This window comes from Streptomyces coacervatus, assembly GCF_029223485.1.
GTDB lineage: Bacteria > Actinomycetota > Actinomycetes > Streptomycetales > Streptomycetaceae > Streptomyces > Streptomyces coacervatus.
On record NZ_JARHTP010000003.1, the window covers coordinates 92,873 to 111,367 of the forward strand.

The following is an 18,495-nucleotide window of genomic DNA, read 5'->3' on the forward strand; positions in this document are numbered from 1 at the left end:
AAGATCCGCAGCATGGACGCATGACGATGAACCGGACGGTCAAGGGCGATGAACTCGCCACTTTCGGGCGGAAGTTGGGACCCGATCGGTCCTCCCCCGCGCTCACTCTCACCGCCGCGCTCCTCGGCTTCGCGCTGATCTGCCTCGACGCGTCCGTGGTGAACGTGGCCCTGCCCGCGATCGGCCACTCCCTCGGCGGCGGGATGGCCGGCCTGCAGTGGGTGGTGGACGCGTACACCCTGCCCTTCGCGGCGCTGATGCTGTCCACCGGCGCCTTCTCGGACCGGGCCGGGGCGAGCCGTGCCTTCGCGCTCGGCACCGCGGTCTTCACGCTGGCCTCGGCGGCCTGCGGACTGGCGCCGAACCTGCCGGCCCTGATCGGCGCGCGGGTGGTGCAGGGCATGGCGGCGGCCGTGGTGCTCCCGGCCTCGCTGGCGCTGGTGCGGCAGGCGTTCCCGGAACCGGCGCGGCGGTCGCGCGCCGTCGCCACATGGGCCGCGGGCGGTTCGGCGGCGGTGGCACTGGGCCCGGTGGCGGGCGGGCTGCTGACCACGGCCTGGGACTGGCGGGGGATCTTCTTCGTCAATCTGCCGCTGGGCGCCCTGATCCTGGCGCTGCTAGTACGGGCTCCGCGGTCGGAGCGACGGCCTGCGCCGCTGGATGTGCCGGGGCAGGTTTCCGCGGTGGTGGCGCTGACCGCCCTGACCTTCGCGGTGATCGAGGGCGGGACGGCGGGGTGGGTCGCGGTGGCAGTCGCCGTCGTCGCGGCCGTCGCGTTCTTCCGGATCGAGGCGCGCAGTCCCCATCCGGTCGTCCCGCTCGGCCTGTTCCGCAACCGGACGGTGGCGGTCGCGGTCGCGGCGGGGGCGGCGGTGAGTGTGGCCTTCTACAGCGTGGTGTTCGTCTTCTCCCTTTTCTTCCAGCAGGTCCAGGGGCTGTCCGCGCTGCGGGCCGGGCTGGCGTTCCTGCCGATGACGGGGCTGATCGCGGTGACGAACGTCGTGGCGGGCAAGCTCGCGGGGCGGTACGGGGCGAAGGTGCCGATGCTGGTGGGGCAGGCGCTGGCCGTCGTCGGACTGCTGGTGCTGTTGTACGTCGACGCCGGGACGTCTTCTGTGCTGGCGGCGGTGCTGTTGGTGCCGTTGGCGCTGGGGTGCGCGTTGACGGTGCCGCCGCTGACGGCCGCGATGATGGATGCGGTGCCGGTGGAGCGGGCGGGGTTGGCGGCGGGGATGCTGAACGCTGCGCGGCAGGTGGCCGGGGGGTTGGGGATCGCCGTTTTCGGGGCGCTGATCTCCGGGGGGTTTGCCGAGGGGATGCGTCTGGCGTTGGTGATCAGTGCGGGGGTGCTCGCGCTGACGGGTGCGGCCACGTCTCGGTTGCGGTAGCGCTGGGGGCTCCGCCCCCAGACCCCCGTTCGGCCCTGAAGGGGCCTCGTCCTCAAACGCCGGACGGGCTGAAGTGCAGTGACCGGCGTCCTCGACCAGCCGACAGGCTGAAACTAACTGCCGTCTCGCAGATCGGCAGGCCAGTTGGGTCTGAACTCGATGTGGTCGTATGTCACCACGCACCCCGACCCCATCGGCGACTGCGTCATGAAGCCGACCAGGGCTGCGTCCGTCTCCTTCTCACCGCCCAGGGTGAAGAGGCGGACGAAGGTCCAGTGCTTGCCGTCGCGGGAGGCGTGGAAGGCGAAGGCCCGGCCCGTGCGGCTCAGTCGGAGCCATACCGAACTGCCGTCCACGGTGAAGGAGTTGGCGTCATCGGAGTGTCCCCGGGTGACCACCGTGCAGACGGTGGGCACGTCCGGGGAGTACTCCAGGCAGAGCTTGGCCCAGGCCCGCTCGCCGACATGGACGTACAACACCCCCGCGTCGAAGGCCGAGGCGAACCCGACCGTGACGCGCGCGATCAGCTGGAAGTCCCCTTCGGGCGCCCCGAGAAGCCGAGGCGCATCGGAGGCCGGATCCAGCGCCTCCCCGGTGGGCGGCACAAACCGGTCCTGCCGGGGCCCGGCCCATCCGGTGAGCACGCCGTCCTCGTAGGACCAGTTGCCTTGAGGGCCATAGGTGCGGAGGAGGAAGGGCAGTTCGGGAAGTTTGACGTCCATCCAGTGATGCTCTCAGGTTCAGGGAGGGTTTTTAGGGGCGCGGGGCTGTATCGATTTGCGGCTCCGCCGCGTGGGCGCGACAAGCCACGACGAAGCCGCAGCCGGCAAGCAACCCGCACCCCTACGGCGCACCCCGCGGAGCGCTACCGCTCAAGGCGGCCATTGAACCGTCGGGGCAATCCCAGCGGGTTGTCGTCCCGCAGCTCGGGCGGCAGGATCGCCTCCGGCGCCGTCTGGTACGTCACCGGCCGCATCCACCGCTCGATGGCCGTACCGCCGACGGACGTCGACGTCGACGTGGTCGCCGGGTACGGGCCGCCGTGATGCTGAGCGGGAGCCACCGCGACACCCGTCGGCCAGCCGTTGACCAGCACACGCCCCGCGAGCGGAGTCAGCTCGGCCAGCAGCTCCGCGCCACGGCCTTCCCCGGCCGCCTCCTCCGCCGACAGATGAACCGTCGCCGTGAGATTGCCGGGCAGCCGCGACAGCACCTCCTGCACCTGGGCCTCGTCCTCGTAGCGGGCCACCACGGTGACCGGCCCGAAGCACTCCTCCAGGAGCAGGTCGTACTGGCCTTCCTGCGCCAGCTTGTCGGCCGAGACCGTCAGGAACCCGGCGCTCACCGTGTGCTCGCTGCCCGCGCCCGGCGTCACCGGGGACTCGACCTCGGGAAGCTCCGCGCGCTCGGCGACCCCGGCGATGAAGTTGTCGCGCATGCGGTGGTCCAGCAGGACCCCCGCGTCGGTGTCGCTGACCGCGTCCGTCAGGGACTTCACCAGGCGGTCGCCCGCCGCGCCGGACGGCGCCAGCACCAGGCCCGGCTTCACACAGAACTGGCCCACACCCAGCGTCATCGAACCGGCGAGACCGGTACCGATGGCCTCCGCCCGCTCGGCCGCGGCGGCCTCGGTGACGACGACGGGGTTCAGGGAGCCGAGCTCGCCGTGGAAGGGGATCGGCGTCGGGCGTGCGGCGGCGGCGTCGAAGAGGGCACGGCCGCCTCGTACGGAACCGGTGAAGCCGGCCGCCGACACCAGGGGGTGCTTGACCAGCTCGACGCCCGCCTCGAAGCCGTGGACCAGGCCGACGACGCCCTCGGGGATGCCGTGCGCGGCGGCGGCGCGGCGCAGCACCTTGGCGACCAGTTCGGACAGGGCCGGGTGGTCGGGGTGGGCCTTGACGACGACCGGGCAGCCGGCGCCGAGCGCGCTCGCGGTGTCGCCGCCGGCGACCGAGAAGGCGAAGGGGAAGTTGGAGGCCGAGTAGACGGCGACGACGCCCAGCGGCACCTTGTAGCGGCGCAGGTCGGGGATCGGCGGGGTCGCGGTGTCGTCGGGGTGGTTGATGATCACGTCGAGGAAGGCGCCCTCGTCGACGATGTCCGCGAAGGCCCGCAACTGGTAGCAGGTGCGGGCGAGTTCGCCGTTGAGGCGGACCGGGCCGAGCGCGGTCTCCGCGTCGGCGGTCTCGACGAGTCCGCCCTTCGCCGCCTCCAGCTGCTCGGCGGCGGTGCGCAGGAAGGCCGAGCGGACCGCGCGGTCGGCGAGGGCGCCGCGCGCGGCGCACGCGGCGCGGACGGCGGCGTCCACCTCCTGGGCTGTGGCCTCCACCGCAACCTGTTCACGCTGCTTCCCGGTACGGGGGTCGACACTCCAGACTGGTGCTGCTGCCACCGCGGGTCCCTCCACGTATGTCTTGCGGTATGTCCTGCTTGTATTGCCGCAGTATCTGGGTCATCCACCAGGGTCGTTCGATATACTGAACGCTGTCTCTGATGATGAATATGCTGTTGGAGACTATTTCCCGTCGAACGAAGGGGTCAAGGGCGATGTCGGCAGGCGAGACAGGCGGCGGGTCGCAGGTCAAGTCCGCGGTGCGGACGGTGGAACTGCTCGAGTACTTCGCCGGCCGGCCCGGTATGCACTCCCTGGCCTCGGTCCAGGAGGCCGTCGGTTATCCCAAGTCCAGCCTGTACATGCTGCTGCGCACACTGGTGGAGCTGGGCTGGGTGGAGACGGACGCGACGGGCACGCGGTACGGCATCGGAGTGCGGGCACTGCTGGTCGGCACCTCGTACATCGACGGCGACGAGGTCGTGGCGGCGGCGCGTCCGACCCTGGACCGGCTGTCCGACGACACTACCGAGACCATCCACCTGGCCCGGCTGGACGGCACGAACGTCGTCTACCTGGCCACCCGCCAGTCGCAGCACTACCTGCGCCCGTTCACGCGGGTGGGGCGCCGGCTGCCCGCGCACTCCACCTCGCTGGGCAAGGCGCTGCTGAGCACGTACACGGACGAGCAGGTCCGCAAGATGCTCCCGGAGACCCTTCCGGCGCTCACCGAGAACACCATCACCGACCGGGAGAAGCTCATCGAGGAGCTGCACCAGGTCCGGGAGCAGGGCTTCGCGGTCGACCGCGAGGAGAACACGCTGGGCCTGCGCTGCTTCGGAGTCGCCATTCCCTACCGCACTCCGGCGCGTGACGCGATCAGCTGCTCGGTGCCGGTGGCGCGGCTGACGCCCGCACACGAACAGATGGTGAAGGACGCGCTGTTCGACGCGCGCGACCGGCTGACGCTGGCGACCCGGAGGCTCTGACTCCAGGGCGACAGCACCTAGGCTCTGACGTCATGGACGTCGTACTTCGCACCGTGCACGACAGCGATCTCCCGGTCTTCTTCCGGCAGATGAACGACCCGGAGGCCATCCTCATGGCGGCCTTCACCGCCAAGGACCCGGCCGACCGGGACGCCTTCGAGGCGCTCTGGAAACGGATCCGTGCGTCGGCCGACGTCGCGCGGACCATCCTGGCCGACGGCGATGTGGTGGGCAGCGCGGCGGTGTACGGGGAGCCGGGCGAGCGCGAGGTCACATACTGGGTGGACCGGGCGTACTGGGGGCGCGGCGTGGCGACGGCCGCACTGCGGGAGCTGCTGGCCGAGGTCCGCGAACGCCCGCTGTACGCACGGGCCGCGGCGGACAACGCCGGGTCGCGGCGGGTGCTGGAGAAGTGCGGGTTCCGGGTGACTGCCAGGACCACGGGGTTCGCGAACGCGCGGGGCGAGGAGATCGACGAGGTCGTGCTGACGCTGGACGGCTGAGGCCCTGGTCGAGGCCGGCTTCATGAACGCCCGATGAGAAATCAGGGCGGACGGGAACGATTCGCTCCGTCCCGTTCGTCCTTCTGAGCGGGATGAACAAGACGATCAGGCGGGCCTCCGTCTTCACGCTGCTGCTCGTGTTCGCTCTGCTGATCAGGGCGACCTGGGTGCAGTTCTACGACGGCAAGGCCCTCGCGGACGACACCAAGAACCGGCGCAACGCGATCAAGACGTATGCGGACCCGCTCGGGAACATCATCGTGGCCGGCGATTCGATCACCGGTTCCGCGGCGACGAAGGGCAGCGACCTCAAGTACAAGCGCACGTACAAGGACGGCAAGCTCTACGCGGCGGTGACCGGCTATGCCTCGCAGGCCTACGCGCCGACCCAGCTGGAGGGCATCTACCAGGACCTCCTCGACGGGACGGACAGCCGCCTCAAGACCGTGCTGGACACGGTCACCGACAAGCGGGCCGATCCGGGCAACGTGGTCACGACGATCGACCCGGACGTGCAGAAGGCGGCGTACGACGCGCTCGGCGACAAGAAGGGCGCGGCCGTCGCGATCGACCCGGCGACCGGCAGGATCCTCGCGGTCGTGTCCACGCCGTCGTACGACCCGTCGTCGCTGACGGACGCCAACACCGCGGGCACGGCCTGGAAGAAGCTCAACGCGGACTCCGACAAGCCGCTGACCAACCGCGCGCTGCGCCAGCCGCTGCCGCCGGGTTCTACGTTCAAACTGGTCGTGGCCGCGGCCGCGTTGGAGGACGGGCTGTACTCGTCGGTGGACGAGAAGACGAAGAGCCCGGACCCGTACACGCTGCCGGGCACCACCCGCGACCTGTCCAACGAGAACCCGAGCGCGCCCTGTGAGAACGCCTCGATCCGCACCGCGCTGCAGTACTCCTGCAACAACGTCTTCGCGAAGATGGCCGTCAACCTGGGCCAGGACAAGGTGAAGGCGATGGCCGAGAAGTTCGGCTTCAACGACAGCGCGCAGGACGTGCCGGTGCGGGCGTACACCAGCGTCTACCCGTCCGACATGGACCGGTCCTCCACGGCCCTGACGGGCATCGGCCAGTACGACGTCACCGCGACCCCGCTCCAGATGGCCATGGTGTCCGCCGCCATAGCCAACGGCGGCAAGCTGGTCTCGCCGCACATGGTCTCGCAGATCACCGACAGCGGCGGCGACGTGCTGAAGAACTACGACGACGGCACGAGCACCAAGGAGATCGTCAGCTCCGAGACCGCCGGGCAACTGCAGTCGGCGATGCAGACGGTGGTGGAGAAGGGCACCGGCACGAACGCGCAGATCCCGGGCGCGACCGTGGGCGGCAAGACGGGCACGGCCCAGCACGGCGAGAACAACAGCAAGACCCCGTACGCCTGGTTCACGTCCTACGCCAAGGCGGGCAGCAAGCAGGTCGCCGTGGCGGTCATGGTCGAGCAGTCGAACGCGGCCCGCTCGGAGGTCAGCGGCAACGGCCTGGCGGCCCCGGTGGCCAAGGCAGTGATGCAAGCAGCACTGAAATAACACCGTCGAGGGGAGCGCCCCGTCAGGGGCGCGGGGCTGTATCAATATGCGGCTCCGCCGCGCGTGCGCGACCAGCCACGACGAACCCGCACTGGCCGCGCAGCGTCCCTCACTTGACGCCGAGAATCTGCTCAACGGGGTCAATGGCGAAGTACACCAGGAACAGCGCAGACACCCCCCACAGCAGCCAGTGCACCTCCTTGGCCTTGCCAAGCACCGCCTTGATGAGGACGTAGGCCACGAACCCGGCCCCGATGCCATCCGTGATCGAGTAGGTGAACGGCATCGCAGCGATGGTCAGAAACGCCGGGATGGCGATCTCGTACTTGTCCCAGTCGATGTGCTTGACATGGGTCATCATCAGGAACCCGACGGCAATCAGCGCAGGCGCAGCCGCCTGCAGCGGAACGATCGTCAGCAGCGGCGTCAGGAACAGCGCAAGCCCGAACAGCCCACCGGTGATCAGGTTCGCAAAGCCGGTGCGCGCCCCCTCGCCCACACCGGCCGCCGACTCGATGTACGCCGTGTTGGACGAGGCGGACCCCAGACCGCCCGCCACCGCCGCCGCACCGTCGATGAACAGCACCCGCCCGATGCCCGGCACCTGACCCTGCTCGTCGAGCAGTCCGGCCTCCGCGCTGATGCCCACGATCGTGCCCATGGCGTCGAAGAAGTCCGACAGGATCAGGGTGAAGACCAGCAGGACGGCGGTGAGGAAGCCCGCCTTCGCGAAGCCGCCGAACAGGCTGAAGTGACCGATGAGTCCGAAGTCCGGGGTGGAGACGATCTTGTCCGGCACCTTCGGGGTGGTCAGGCCCCAGCTCTTGATGTCCGCCACCGCGTCGATGACGATCGCGACGATCGTCATGGTCACGATGCTGATCAGGATCGCGCCCTTCACCTTGCGGGCGAGCAGCGCGATGGTGAGCAGCACGCCCAGACAGAACACCAGGACCGGCCAGCCGGTGAGGTGCCCGACGGCGCCCAGCTGCACCGGCACCGTCGTCTGGGCCGCGTCCGGGATACGGCTCACGAACCCGGCGTCGACGAAGCCGATGAAGGCGATGAACAGGCCGATGCCGACGCCGATCGCCTGCTTCAGCTGCTGCGGAATGGCGTCCATGATCGCCTTGCGGAGCCCGGTGACGACCAGGACGCAGATCAGGATGCCTTCGAGGACGACGAGCCCCATCGCGTCGGACCAGCTCATCAGCGGTGCGAGCTGGAAGGCGACCACGGCGTTGAGGCCGAGGCCCGCGGCGATGGCGAGCGGCAGGTTGCCGCCGACGCCCATGATGATCGTCATCACACAGGCCACCAGGGCGGTGGCGGTGACGAGTTGGCCCGTGTCGAGCGAGTGCCCGAACTTGTCCTTCGCGCTGCCGAGGATGATGGGATTCAGGACAAGGATGTAGGCCATCGTGAAGAACGTGGCGAAGCCGCCGCGTATCTCCCGGCCGAAGGTGGATCCCCGCTCGGAGATCCTGAAGTAGCGGTCGAGGCTGTTCGCCCCCGGTGGCGCGGCACTTGGCCGCTCTGCCGCCTTCTTGGTGTCGGACATGCGGGTGACTCCTGTTGCCTGTTCGATCGTGTGCGGATGCTGGCTGGATTGTTCCCGCGTTGAACGCGTTTCAGGTTTTCCCCGTGTTACGGAATCAGGGCCGACCCGCCAGACTGCGTTCGAAGCCCCGTACGAACCATGTGGTTGATCACTGCTACGCTTCCGGATCTCGTCCGGGTCTACCCCGGATGATCACATGTCATCTACATGACACGCACAGAGAGGTTGGCCGCCCGTGGGCACTGTCGTCGACGACGCAGCCTCCGTGGAGTTCCATGCCTTCTTCGAACGGCACTACGCCGAACTGTCGCGTCTCGCCCACCTGTTGACCGGCGAGGCGGACGCCGCCGACGATCTGGCGGCGGACGCGCTGCTCGCCCTGTGGCACCGCTGGGACCGGGTGCGCGCCGCGGACCACCCGGGCGCCTACGCCCGTGGAGTCGTCGCCAACTTGGCCCGCACCCGGATCCGGAGCGCCGTACGCGAGCGCCGGCGGATCTCCCTGTTCTGGTCGCAGCGCGAGGAGAAGACCGAGAATCCCGATATAGCGGGTGTTGTCGACGTACAAGAGGCCCTGCGCAGGCTGCCGTTCCGCAAACGGGCGTGTGTGGTGCTTCGTCATGCGTTCGACCTGTCGGAAAAGGACACCGCTCTCGCCCTGGGTGTTTCCGTGGGTACGGTTAAGTCCCAGACGTCCAAGGGGATGGCCGAGCTGCAGAAGCTGCTCGGTTCCCAGGGCGTACCGCAGAAGGTGCACGCGGCGATGGCACGCGGCGGCGAGACCGGAGGAACGGACCGATGAGGCAGCAGGACGTGCACGACGAGCTGCGCGCCCGGCTGCACGAGGCGGCCGAGTCGCACCAGCCGGACCGGGCCAGGATCCTGGCCCGGATCGAGCGGGGCATGAGCCCCGAGTCGGACCGCGCCGGACACCGGGCGACGCGTCCGCCGGTGTGGGGCTGGGCCCGGGTCGTGGGCGCCACGGCCGCGGTCGCGGGCATGCTCGCCGTCGGCGGTTACGCGGTGGCGTCCGCGGTGAAGGACGACACCCCGCAGCAGCAGACGGTCGAGACCTCGCCGACGCCCACGCCGTCGCCGGACGCGACCAGCCGGGCGCCCGTGAACCCGGCGCCGAGCAGGCCTTCGGCGTCCCACAGGGCGAGCAACTCCCCTTCCGTGAAGCCCTCGGCCTCCGTGCTGCCGCCCGCCGCCGGCGAGAGCGACGGCCCGCTGTGGTCGGACGGCTCGGTGGACCCGCACAGCAACGACTTCTGGGCGCAGAGCAACATCACGTTCAAGACGAGCACTCAACTCACCGCCCTCACCGTGCAGTTGAAGGTCGCCCAGACCGGCGGGGTCGGCAATGCCGGCGCCTGGCGCTCGCTGCCGGAGCAGGACTTCGACCTCACGGTCGGCGAGCAGAACGGCTTCCTCGTCTACACCTGGACGCTCAAGGAGGGCCGTACGGTCCCCAAGGGCGAGTGGGTGTTCGCCGGGCAGTACAACCATGCACGCGGCGGCCGGGACGCAAAGGACGACACCTACGCGATCACGGCCACGGCGGACGGCGCGCAGCGTGCGGTGGGCGGCGACTTCGCGGCCCATACGAACAACGAGGGCGACTCGTAAAAAATCTTGCAGAGGGCGGCAACCCTTCCCCCTCCGGCGGCGACCAGGATGCGACGGAACCACCCGCGGGTTCCGCTCATCTGCCATCACGTACCACTGAGTGAATATTCAAGTACGACGGGAACCGCCCCTTGAGCACGCACAGAAGACACCTCACCCGCCGCCGGGTGCTCGGTGCCTCCGCGATCGGCGTCGCCGCCACCGGCGCCGCCGTAGCGGGCGGCGCCGGCCTGCTGTCGTCCGCGTCCGCCGCGGCCTTCGGCTACCAGGACGACGGCAGGAACTACGTCGTCGACACCGGTTCCTCCCTGGTCTTCAAGGTCTCCAAGTCGACCGGCGACATTACGTCCCTGGTCTACAAGGGCAAGGAGTACGAGGGCTACGGCGGCAAGCACTCGCACGTCGAGTCGGGGCTCGGGGCCTCCACGGTCACCATCAAACAGACCGGATCGACGATCCTGATCAAGGTCGTGCACGGTCCGATCACCCAGTGGTACGCGGCCCGCAGCGGCCAGAACAATGTCTACCTGTGGACGGACAAGAAGGACGCCTCCTTCACCGCGACCCGCTACATCGTCCGCCTCAAGCCGGGGATGTTCCCGAACACGGGCTCCGACGCCTGGGACTCCACCACCGACAAGATCATCGAGGCCGGTGACGTCTGGCGGCACCCGGACGGCACGACGCACTCCAAGCACTACTCGGGCAAGCGGACCATCGACTACGACCGCGTCGGCTTCACGACGGGTTCGGTCGGCCTGTGGCTGGTCCGCTCCAACCACGAGAAGGCCTCGGGCGGCCCCTTCTACCGTTCGCTGCTGCGGCACTCCAACGACGGCGGCGCGGGCCTGTACGAGATCCTGCACTACAACGAGGCCCAGACGGAGCCGGAGCGCTTCGGCCTCCAGGGCCCGTACGTCATCGCCCTCACGGACGGCGGCGCGCCCTCCCCCTCGCTCTTCCAGGCGAACCTCGACACCTCCTGGGTGGACGGGCTCGACATCACCGGCTGGGTCGGCAGGGCGGGCCGCGGCAAGGTGGCGGGCGTCGGCCTGAAGGGCATGGACGCCAAGTACGCCTACACCGTGGGCTTCGCCAATGCGGATGCGCAGTACTGGGCGAAGGCCGCGGCCGGCACCGGCGCCTTCTCCTGCAAGGGGATGCTCCCGGGGACGTACACGCTGACCGTCTTCAAGGGCGAACTCGCCGTGCACACCGAGTCGGTGAAGGTGACGGCGGGCGCCACGACGTCTCTGCACACCCTCTCGATCACCGGTGACCCGTCCGCCGCCTCCGTCGTCTGGCGGCTCGGCGACTGGGACGGCACGCCCGGCGAGTTCAAGAACGCCGGGCTGATGACGTACGCGCACCCGTCCGACGGCCGCGCGGCCAAGTGGACCGGCAACGTCACCATCGGCAGCGGCAGCGAGGCCGCGTCCTTCCCGGCGTACATGTGGAAGGACGTGAACGACGGGATCCTGGTCTACTTCAAGCTGACCAAGGCCCAGGCCGCGGCCGCGCACACGCTGCGGGTCGGGGTGACGGACGCGTTCGCCGGCGGGCGGCCCCGGGTGGCCGTGAACGACTGGGTTTCCGCCATTCCCACAGCACCCACACAGCCCTCGACTCGTTCCCTCACCACGGGTTCGTACCGTGGGAACAACCACACCTTCACTTTCAACGTCCCTACAAGTGCGTGGAAGACGGACACCTCCCAGTACAACGTCCTGAAGATCAACATCGTGAGCGGTTCGGGCGGCACGGCCTTTCTCAGCGCCGGTACGTCGTTCGACTGCCTGGACCTGCTGACCTGAGCCCCCCTCGGTCAGCAGAAGAACGCCCCGCCGGTGACGACCGGCGGGGCGTTTTCCTTGGCGTCCTCGTGTCTTCGGTGCCTCAGTTCATCGTCGAGCCGATGGTGGTCGAGCCCGTGGTCAGGTAGGCCGTCGCGGGCAGTGAGCCGTCCGACTTCCGGGCGCCGTACGCGGTGGTGGCATCCGTGGACTTGAAGGCCGGCGTACCGACCCCGCTGTCCCAGTTGTTCGCGGCGGAGACGGTCCCCGAACTGAGCTTGTCCAGCCCGCCCTTGTCGCTCACCGCGAGATTCCGGGCGAGCCGGGCCTTGCCGGTGGCGAAGTAGAAACCGGCCTCGGTGTTGGCGTAGGCGGTGTTGCGGTTCAGCACGATCGCCCCGGTGTTGGAGTTCTCGGTGAACCCGTTCAGCGTGTTGTCCCAGGCCGCGTTGTTGTTGACGATGTGCGCGACCGCGACGCCTCCGCCACCGAGCTTGAACCCGTTGCCGTTGCCCTCGAAGGCGGAGTCGTTCCAGCGGTTCTTTCCGTTGCCGTATGACCAGGAGTGCTCGATGGTGACCGGCGAGGAGAACTGCCAGAGGTCGAGGCCGTCGTCGGAGTTGTTGTAGAGGCGGGCGCCGGTGACCTTGTTGCCCGTCCCGGAGCCGAACTTGATGGCGATGCCGTCGGCGTTCTGACCGTGCCCGGAGGGGTCGTAGTTGCCGTAACTGTCCAGGTTCTGGACGAGGTTGTTCACCGTGTTGTCGCCGCGCAGCGTGAACCCCGAGTCACCGTTGTTCGCGGTGACCAGGTTCTTGAAGACGCCGCCCGTCGACGAGGTGACGACAAAGCCCTGGGCCGGGGAGTTCTGGAAGGTGAGGTTCTGGACGGTCCAGTAGCTGCCGTAGATCCCGGTGAGCCAGGACCCGGCGGGCAGCTTCGAGCCGTCGATCTTCACCTTCTCGCTGCCGTACGCCTGCAGCGTGATCCGGTTCGAACCGGTGCCGCTGGCAGTGGACTTGAGGGTGGCCGACGGGTAGTACGTGCCGCCGCGCACCTGGATGACGGCGCCCGCGGCGGCGTTCTTCACGGCCGACTCCAGCTGGGCCGTGGTGGACACGGTGACCGTCGTGGTGGCGGCCTGGGCGCCGCCGCCCGAGAGGCCGAGGTAGACGCCGCCGGCCCCGGCGGAGACGGCCACCGCCGCGGCGATCGAGAGCGTGCGGGTCCGGCGGTGGCGTCCGGTGCTCAGTCGCACTGGGCGTTCCTTTCCTAGGGGAAGCTACGCAGACGAGTCGCCTCCGTGGCGGGAAAAGGTTGCCGCTCCCCTCGAAAACCCTCGAAATTTTCGCCGCCTCCCGTCCTGCCCCAACCGGTTGACGTGCTGTTTCCCACTCGTAACACTCCGAGGGCGCGCACCATCCAACAGAATCCCCCACACTTCTTCAGGACTACTCATGCGCCCCAGAGCCGTGCTCGTCGTCTGCCTCGCCGTCCTCCTCGCTCTGTTCACCGCACCACCCGGCACCGCCCGTACCGCCCACTCAGGAGCCCCGCCCGTGAACCACCCCAAGTACGCCGGCTATCTCTTCGCCTACTTCACCGGCGAGGGCACCGCGGACGGCGAGCAGATCCGCTACGCCCTCAGCCGCGGCAACGACCCGCTGCACTGGCGCGAGCTGAACCAGGGCAAGCCCGTGCTGACGTCGACGATCGGGGAGAAGGGGCTGCGCGACCCGTTCGTGATCCGCTCCCCGAAGGGTGACAAGTTCTATCTGATCGCCACCGACCTGCGCATGTACCGGAACAGCAGCGGCAGTTGGGACTACGTCCAGCGGCACGGCAGCAAGTCGATCATGATCTGGGACTCCACCGACCTGGTCCACTGGACCGACCAGCGCCTGGTGCAGGTGGCCCCGGACAACGCGGGCAACACCTGGGCGCCGGAGGCCTATTGGGACGACTCGCTCGGCGAGTACGTCGTCTTCTGGGCGTCGAAGCTGTACGCCGACGACGACCCCGACCACACGGGCGACCAGTACAACCGCATGATGTACGCGACCACGAAGGACTTCCGCACCTTCAGCAAGCCGAAGGTCTGGGACGACCCGGGTTACTCGGTGATCGACTCGTCCGTCGTCAAATACAAGGACACCTACTACCGCTACACCAAGGACGAGCGGGACCCGTCCTCCAGCTCGCCGTGCTCGAAGTTCATCACCGGCGAGAAGTCGAAGACCCTCACCTCGACCAGGTACGACTTCGTCTCCGACTGCATCGGCAGCGGCTCCATCGACCGCGGCGAGGGGCCCACGGTCTTCAGGTCCAACACCGAGAAGAAGTGGTACCTCTTCATCGACGAGTACGGCGAGCGCGGCTACGTACCCTTCGAGACCACCGACCTCGACTCCGGCAAGTGGACGCCGTCCAAGGACTACCAGCTGCCCGCAAGTCCGAGGCACGGCACGGTGATGCCGGTGACGCAGGCCGAGTACGACCGGCTGCTGGCCGCGTATCCCGCCACCGCCACGTCGGTCGTGGACGCGACGGCGAAGGACCAGAAGGGGTACGCGATCGTCACGGAGGCCGCGTCGAAGGTCGTGCTGCCGATGCAGCCGGGCGCCGATCTCAGCGACCTCGCGCCGAAGATCGCCGTGGGTGAGGGCGCGACGGTCACCCCCGGCTCCGGTACGCACCGCGACTTCCGCAACCCGCAGACGTACACCGTGACCGCCGCCGACGGCACGACCCGCACCTGGACCGTCGAGGCCGTCCGCACCCGCAGCCCGATCCTGCCCGGCCTCAACGCCGACCCCGATGTGCACTACCTCGACGGCCAGTACTGGATCTATCCGACGACGGACGGCAACCAGGGCTGGAGCAGCACGAGTTTCAAGGCGTACTCGTCGCGGGATCTGGTCCACTGGCAGGACCACGGGGTGATCCTCGACCTGGGCCCGGACGTGTCCTGGGCGGACAAGTACGCATGGGCACCGGCCATCGCCGAGCGGAACGGCAAGTACTACTTCTACTTCTGTGCCGAACAGCAGATAGGGGTCGCGGTCGCGGACTCACCGGCCGGGCCGTTCAAGGACGCGCTGGGCAAACCCCTTGTGGCGAAGGGCGGTTCGCTGAAGGGCCAGATGATCGACCCGGCGGTCTTCACCGACGACGACGGGACGTCGTATCTCTACTGGGGCAACGGCCACGGGTACGTCGTCCCGCTCAACGCCGACATGACCTCGTACGACCCGACGAAGATCAAGGACATCACCCCGGACGACTTCCGCGAGGGTTCCTTCGTGATCAAGCGCAGGGGGACCTACTACTTCATGTGGTCCGAGGACGACACCCGTAGCGAGAACTACCACGTCGCCTATGCGACGGGACCGTCCCCGCTCGGCCCGTGGACCAAGCGGGGGACGATCCTGTCCAAGCGCCCCGAGTACGGCATCCTCGGCACCGGCCACCACTCCGTGGTGAACGTCCCCGGCACCGACGACTGGTACATCGTCTATCACCGGTTCGCCCTGAACGGGCCGGGGAAGCCCGGCGGGGACGGCATGCACCGGGAGACGACCGTCGACCGGCTGTGGTTCGCCGCGGACGGTACCCTTCAGCCGGTCGTGCCGACCCTGGAGTCGATCAGACCCGTCAGTGACTAGCTGACGAAGTACGTCGGGTTCGGGATCTTGTACGTGCGGTCGGCGTAGCCGCCGTCCAGGTCCGAGTACTGGTCGCCGAAGTTCGCGACGATCTCGTACCCGAGGTCGTCCTCGATGTGCTTGCGGGTGCCGGACTTGTACTGCACGGTCGTGCAGGTCCAGGTGCCCGGGGTGGCGCAGGAGCTCAGGTAGGCCGGCGGGTTCGCCTTGTCCTTGAGGAACATGTGGTCGGCGTCGAGGTTCACATCGGCGCCGATCTTCTTCAGGTTGGCGACGGCGGCGGTGCGCTGCGCCTCGCTCAGACCCGAGTTGTAGAAGACCTCGACGCCCTTGGACTCGGCGTACTGGACCAGCTCCGCGCTGCCGAACACGCCCGGGCGGTCGGCCTTGTTCACGTAGTCGGCCCACGTGGTCGGGTTGAACGTGTAGTTGTAACGCTTCTCGTAGTCGAGGCTGAGCAGCAGCGTGTCGTCGATGTCGAAGACGACCGCGGGCTTCTCGCCGCGGTGGTGGGCCTTGCGGGCCGCCCGGTCTATGTGCCTCTTGGCGGCCGCGTCGAGGCGGGCCAGGTCCTGGGCATACGGGCTGTCCGGGGACGCCTGGTACACGCCGCCCGCGTCCGCCGTGGTGCCGTAGTAGGTGTCGATGTCCTTCACCAGGAGCCCGATGTTGTAGGGCTCGTGGGTGGAGTTGGCCGTGGACTGGCCGGCTGTGGCCGCGCCGGCGCCGTAGAGCGCGGTGCCGGTGACGGCACACGCTGCGACGACCGCCGCGATACGCAGTGACTTATGCATGACAGGTTTCTACGCGCGTCACCCCCGCGGGCGCGAGACCCGTTGCCCGATCGATATCTCTTCCACAGGCAAAAAACGGGTCAAGCGCCCTGGACGGGACGGTTCCGGATCGATACCGGTCAGTTCATCGTCGCCCCGATGGTCGTGCTCCCCGTCGTCAGGAACGTCGTCGCGGGCAGGGTGCCACTTGAGCTGCGGGCGTTGTACGTCGTGGAGGCGTCGGTCGACCTGAACGCCGGTGTCGAGATCCCGGAGTCCCAGTTGTTGCCGGCCGAGGTGACCGAGGAGCCCTTGGTCACCGAGCCGCTGCCGTTGCTCACCGCGAGGTTCTTGCCGAGTTTGGCGGAGCTGGTGGCGAAGTAGTAGCCCCACTTGCCGTTGGCGTAGGCGGTGGTGCGGTTGATGGTGATCGAGCCGGTGTTGGAGTTCTCGGTGAAGCCGTTGCCGGCGTTGCCCCAGGCGGCGGAGTTGTTGACGACGTGCGCGACCGTGACGCCGTTGCCGCCCAACTTGTAGCCGTTGCCGTTGCCCTCGAAGGCGGAGTCGCCCCAGCGGTTGACGCCGTTGCCGAAGGACCAGGAGTGCTCGATGGTGACCGGGGACGAGAACGACCAGAGGTCGATGCCGTCGTCCGAGTTGTTGTACAGCCGGGCGCCGGTGACCAGGTTGCCGGTGCCGGAGCCGAACTTGATGGCGACCCCGTCCGCGTTCTGGCCGTGGCCCGCGGCGTCGTAGTTGCCGTAACTGTCCAGGTTCTTGACGGTGTTGTTCACCGTCCCGTCCCCGGTGAGCGTGAAGCCGGAGTCGCCGCCGTTGATGGTCTTGATGTTGTTCCAGTTGGTGCCGGTGCAGGACTGGCAGACGACCGCGCTGTCCGGGGAGTTCTGGAAGGTGATGTTGGAGACGTTCCAGTAGTCCGCGGTCAGCTTGAATATCCAGGAGCCGGAGGGCAGCGAGGATCCGTCGATCTTCACGGTCTCCGAGCCGTACGCGGTGAGCGTGACCGGGGACGAGGACGTGCCGTTGGCCGTGGACTGGAGCGTGGCCGTCGGGTAGTAGGTGCCGCCGCGGACCTGGATGACGGTGCCTGCGGTGGCGTTCTTGATGGCGTTGGACAGGTCGGTCGAGTTGCTGACGACCACGGTGGCGGCGTGCGCCTGGGTGGGGAGGACGGCGAGGCCGGCGCCCATCAGGACGGCCGACAGGGCGGTGAGAGCGGTACGACGAGACATGGAGTGCGGTCCTTTCTCGTGCTGTGATGGTTCTCCGGTGGGGACTGCTCAGGGGCGCCAGTCACCGAGGTAGGCCGTGGGGGTGTGCGACCGGGCCTCGGTGTCGGTGAGTTGGGGCCGGTTCTCGGGGACGGTGATCTCCGCTCCCGGCCCGATGTTGCGGTACTCGCTGAAGCGCATGGACTGCCAGGGGTAGGCGTCGCGCATATTGGTGTAGGGGGCGACCGGGTCGATCCCCGGCCCGATCCAGGAGTCCCGCACGACCAGCGACGGCCACGCGGTGGTCTCGTACGACGGCACCCACGGCCGGGCCAGCTTGTACGCCCCGTCCTCCGCGCCGGAGGTGATGAGGGAGCGGACGGCGAGGATGCCGTGCGGGTTGGCGCGGGCGGTGGAGGGGGCGAAGACCATGCCCTTGGGGGTGAAGTCCACGTCCCGCTGCAGCGTGTGGAAGTGGCACTCCTCGAACACGGCGGTCGCCCGCCCGAAGACGAAGTCGACGTCGCCCTCGATGTGGCAGCGGCGGAAGTACTGCCGGTCGAAGGCGTCGAGCGCGGTCGTGTCGACGAAGAGGGTGTCCTGGTGGGCGAGCAGCCGGACGTTCTCGAAGTGGGTGCGGTCGCCGTAGGTGTAGGCGGCCACGGCCTGGGTGCCGGTGATGTCCGGGTGGTCGGCGCGCAGCCAGTCGTTGGCGAGGGTCAGGTCGCGGACGGTCAGTCCGGGGGCTGCGGAGGTGAAGGTGGCGGAGCCCGCCGTCCCGTACGTCGTGCCGTCGGGCTTCTTCGTGCCGTTCGCGTGGTCGAAGACGATGACGGTGTCACGGGGGTCGCGCGTGGCGCCGCACATCGTCAACTCACCTGTGTCCGCTGGGATGTTGACGACCTCGCGATACGTCCCCGGGTGCACGACGATCGTCCAGCCGGACCCGTCCACCGCGTCCACGGCGGCCTGGACGGAGTCGCCGGGGCGGACGTGCCGGACGCGGCGGGCGCTCGCGAAGGCGGGGGTGGTGCCGGCGGCCACGAGTCCGCCGGCGATGCCTGCCAGGAGGGTGCGCCGGTGCAG

General features: G+C 68.6%; 15 protein-coding genes. 8 read left to right on the plus strand and 7 right to left on the minus strand.

What is annotated here, in order from left to right; genetic code table 11:
- Nucleotides 1-20: 20 nt before the first annotated feature.
- Nucleotides 21-1,388: an MFS transporter gene (locus P2Q00_RS07960; RefSeq protein ID WP_275770915.1), complete on the plus strand. Its 1,368-nt coding sequence runs from the start codon at nucleotides 21-23 to the stop codon at nucleotides 1,386-1,388.
- Nucleotides 1,389-1,501: 113 nt separating this feature from the next.
- Here the strand turns inward: P2Q00_RS07960 and P2Q00_RS07965 are convergent, their stop codons facing one another.
- Nucleotides 1,502-2,110, minus strand: a complete 609-nt coding sequence (locus P2Q00_RS07965) for a DUF1349 domain-containing protein (protein ID WP_275770916.1) — start codon at nucleotides 2,108-2,110, stop codon at nucleotides 1,502-1,504.
- A gap of 143 nt (nucleotides 2,111-2,253) precedes the next feature.
- Nucleotides 2,254-3,783: an aldehyde dehydrogenase (NADP(+)) gene (locus P2Q00_RS07970; RefSeq protein ID WP_275770917.1), complete on the minus strand. Its 1,530-nt coding sequence runs from the start codon at nucleotides 3,781-3,783 to the stop codon at nucleotides 2,254-2,256.
- Between the two features lie 155 nt (nucleotides 3,784-3,938).
- Here P2Q00_RS07970 and P2Q00_RS07975 point away from each other — a divergent pair, with 155 nt between their 5' ends.
- The 3 genes from P2Q00_RS07975 (at nucleotide 3,939) to P2Q00_RS07985 (ending at nucleotide 6,756) form a co-directional block, all read left to right on the plus strand.
- The gene (locus P2Q00_RS07975) at nucleotides 3,939-4,712 is read left to right on the plus strand and encodes an IclR family transcriptional regulator (protein ID WP_275770918.1); all 774 of its coding nucleotides are present in this window, start codon (nucleotides 3,939-3,941) and stop codon (nucleotides 4,710-4,712) included.
- A 32-nt stretch (nucleotides 4,713-4,744) separates the two neighbouring features.
- Nucleotides 4,745-5,215 (plus strand): GNAT family N-acetyltransferase, encoded by a 471-nt coding sequence (locus P2Q00_RS07980; RefSeq protein ID WP_275770919.1) that lies wholly within the window; start codon nucleotides 4,745-4,747, stop codon nucleotides 5,213-5,215.
- Nucleotides 5,216-5,307: 92 nt separating this feature from the next.
- A complete protein-coding gene (locus tag P2Q00_RS07985) occupies nucleotides 5,308-6,756 on the plus strand; it encodes a peptidoglycan D,D-transpeptidase FtsI family protein (protein WP_275770921.1) in 1,449 nt (482 codons plus the stop codon).
- A 109-nt stretch (nucleotides 6,757-6,865) separates the two neighbouring features.
- On the opposite strand, the gene P2Q00_RS07990 is transcribed toward P2Q00_RS07985, so the two are convergent.
- Nucleotides 6,866-8,317 carry an NCS2 family permease gene (locus tag P2Q00_RS07990; RefSeq protein WP_275770924.1) on the minus strand — a complete coding sequence of 484 codons (1,452 nt, stop codon included), beginning with the start codon at nucleotides 8,315-8,317 and terminating at the stop codon, nucleotides 6,866-6,868.
- Between the two features lie 235 nt (nucleotides 8,318-8,552).
- Between P2Q00_RS07990 and P2Q00_RS07995 the strand changes: the two genes are divergently transcribed.
- The 3 genes from P2Q00_RS07995 (at nucleotide 8,553) to P2Q00_RS08005 (ending at nucleotide 11,760) form a co-directional block, all read left to right on the plus strand.
- A complete protein-coding gene (locus P2Q00_RS07995; RefSeq protein WP_275770925.1) occupies nucleotides 8,553-9,119 on the plus strand; it encodes a SigE family RNA polymerase sigma factor in 567 nt (188 codons plus the stop codon).
- The gene (locus tag P2Q00_RS08000; RefSeq protein ID WP_275770927.1) at nucleotides 9,116-9,946 is read left to right on the plus strand and encodes a hypothetical protein; all 831 of its coding nucleotides are present in this window, start codon (nucleotides 9,116-9,118) and stop codon (nucleotides 9,944-9,946) included. The genes P2Q00_RS07995 and P2Q00_RS08000 overlap by 4 nt, the downstream gene beginning before the upstream one ends.
- 131 nt (nucleotides 9,947-10,077) lie before the next feature.
- A complete protein-coding gene (locus P2Q00_RS08005) occupies nucleotides 10,078-11,760 on the plus strand; it encodes a rhamnogalacturonan lyase B N-terminal domain-containing protein (RefSeq protein ID WP_275770929.1) in 1,683 nt (560 codons plus the stop codon).
- A gap of 82 nt (nucleotides 11,761-11,842) precedes the next feature.
- Here the strand turns inward: P2Q00_RS08005 and P2Q00_RS08010 are convergent, their stop codons facing one another.
- Entirely contained in the window at nucleotides 11,843-12,997 is a 1,155-nt protein-coding gene (locus P2Q00_RS08010; RefSeq protein ID WP_275770931.1) for a right-handed parallel beta-helix repeat-containing protein, read from the minus strand.
- A 199-nt stretch (nucleotides 12,998-13,196) separates the two neighbouring features.
- Here P2Q00_RS08010 and P2Q00_RS08015 point away from each other — a divergent pair, with 199 nt between their 5' ends.
- Nucleotides 13,197-15,404 carry a glycoside hydrolase family 43 protein gene (locus tag P2Q00_RS08015; protein ID WP_275770933.1) on the plus strand — a complete coding sequence of 736 codons (2,208 nt, stop codon included), beginning with the start codon at nucleotides 13,197-13,199 and terminating at the stop codon, nucleotides 15,402-15,404.
- Here P2Q00_RS08015 and P2Q00_RS08020 read toward each other — a convergent pair.
- From P2Q00_RS08020 to P2Q00_RS08030, 3 genes are all read right to left on the minus strand, one after another.
- Complete coding sequence (locus P2Q00_RS08020; protein WP_275770935.1) at nucleotides 15,401-16,198, minus strand: HAD family acid phosphatase; 798 nt, start codon at nucleotides 16,196-16,198, stop codon at nucleotides 15,401-15,403. The genes P2Q00_RS08015 and P2Q00_RS08020 overlap by 4 nt on opposite strands.
- Before the next feature lie 119 nt (nucleotides 16,199-16,317).
- On the minus strand, nucleotides 16,318-17,430 hold the full coding sequence (locus P2Q00_RS08025; RefSeq protein ID WP_275770937.1) for a right-handed parallel beta-helix repeat-containing protein: 1,113 nt from the start codon (nucleotides 17,428-17,430) through the stop codon (nucleotides 16,318-16,320).
- 48 nt (nucleotides 17,431-17,478) lie between these two features.
- On the minus strand, nucleotides 17,479-18,495 hold the full coding sequence (locus tag P2Q00_RS08030; protein WP_275771847.1) for a pectinesterase family protein: 1,017 nt from the start codon (nucleotides 18,493-18,495) through the stop codon (nucleotides 17,479-17,481).

Coding starts and splice junctions, on each gene's coding strand:
- P2Q00_RS08020 (WP_275770935.1), bottom strand. CDS start 16,198: ATGCATAAGTCACTGCGTATCGCGGCGGTCGTCGCAGCGTGTGCCGTC.
- P2Q00_RS08025 (WP_275770937.1), bottom strand. CDS start 17,430: ATGTCTCGTCGTACCGCTCTCACCGCCCTGTCGGCCGTCCTGATGGGC.
- P2Q00_RS08000 (WP_275770927.1), top strand. CDS start 9,116: ATGAGGCAGCAGGACGTGCACGACGAGCTGCGCGCCCGGCTGCACGAG.
- P2Q00_RS07985 (WP_275770921.1), top strand. CDS start 5,308: ATGAACAAGACGATCAGGCGGGCCTCCGTCTTCACGCTGCTGCTCGTG.
- P2Q00_RS07990 (WP_275770924.1), bottom strand. CDS start 8,317: ATGTCCGACACCAAGAAGGCGGCAGAGCGGCCAAGTGCCGCGCCACCG.
- P2Q00_RS08015 (WP_275770933.1), top strand. CDS start 13,197: ATGCGCCCCAGAGCCGTGCTCGTCGTCTGCCTCGCCGTCCTCCTCGCT.
- P2Q00_RS07965 (WP_275770916.1), bottom strand. CDS start 2,110: ATGGACGTCAAACTTCCCGAACTGCCCTTCCTCCTCCGCACCTATGGC.
- P2Q00_RS07975 (WP_275770918.1), top strand. CDS start 3,939: ATGTCGGCAGGCGAGACAGGCGGCGGGTCGCAGGTCAAGTCCGCGGTG.
- P2Q00_RS07960 (WP_275770915.1), top strand. CDS start 21: ATGACGATGAACCGGACGGTCAAGGGCGATGAACTCGCCACTTTCGGG.
- P2Q00_RS07980 (WP_275770919.1), top strand. CDS start 4,745: ATGGACGTCGTACTTCGCACCGTGCACGACAGCGATCTCCCGGTCTTC.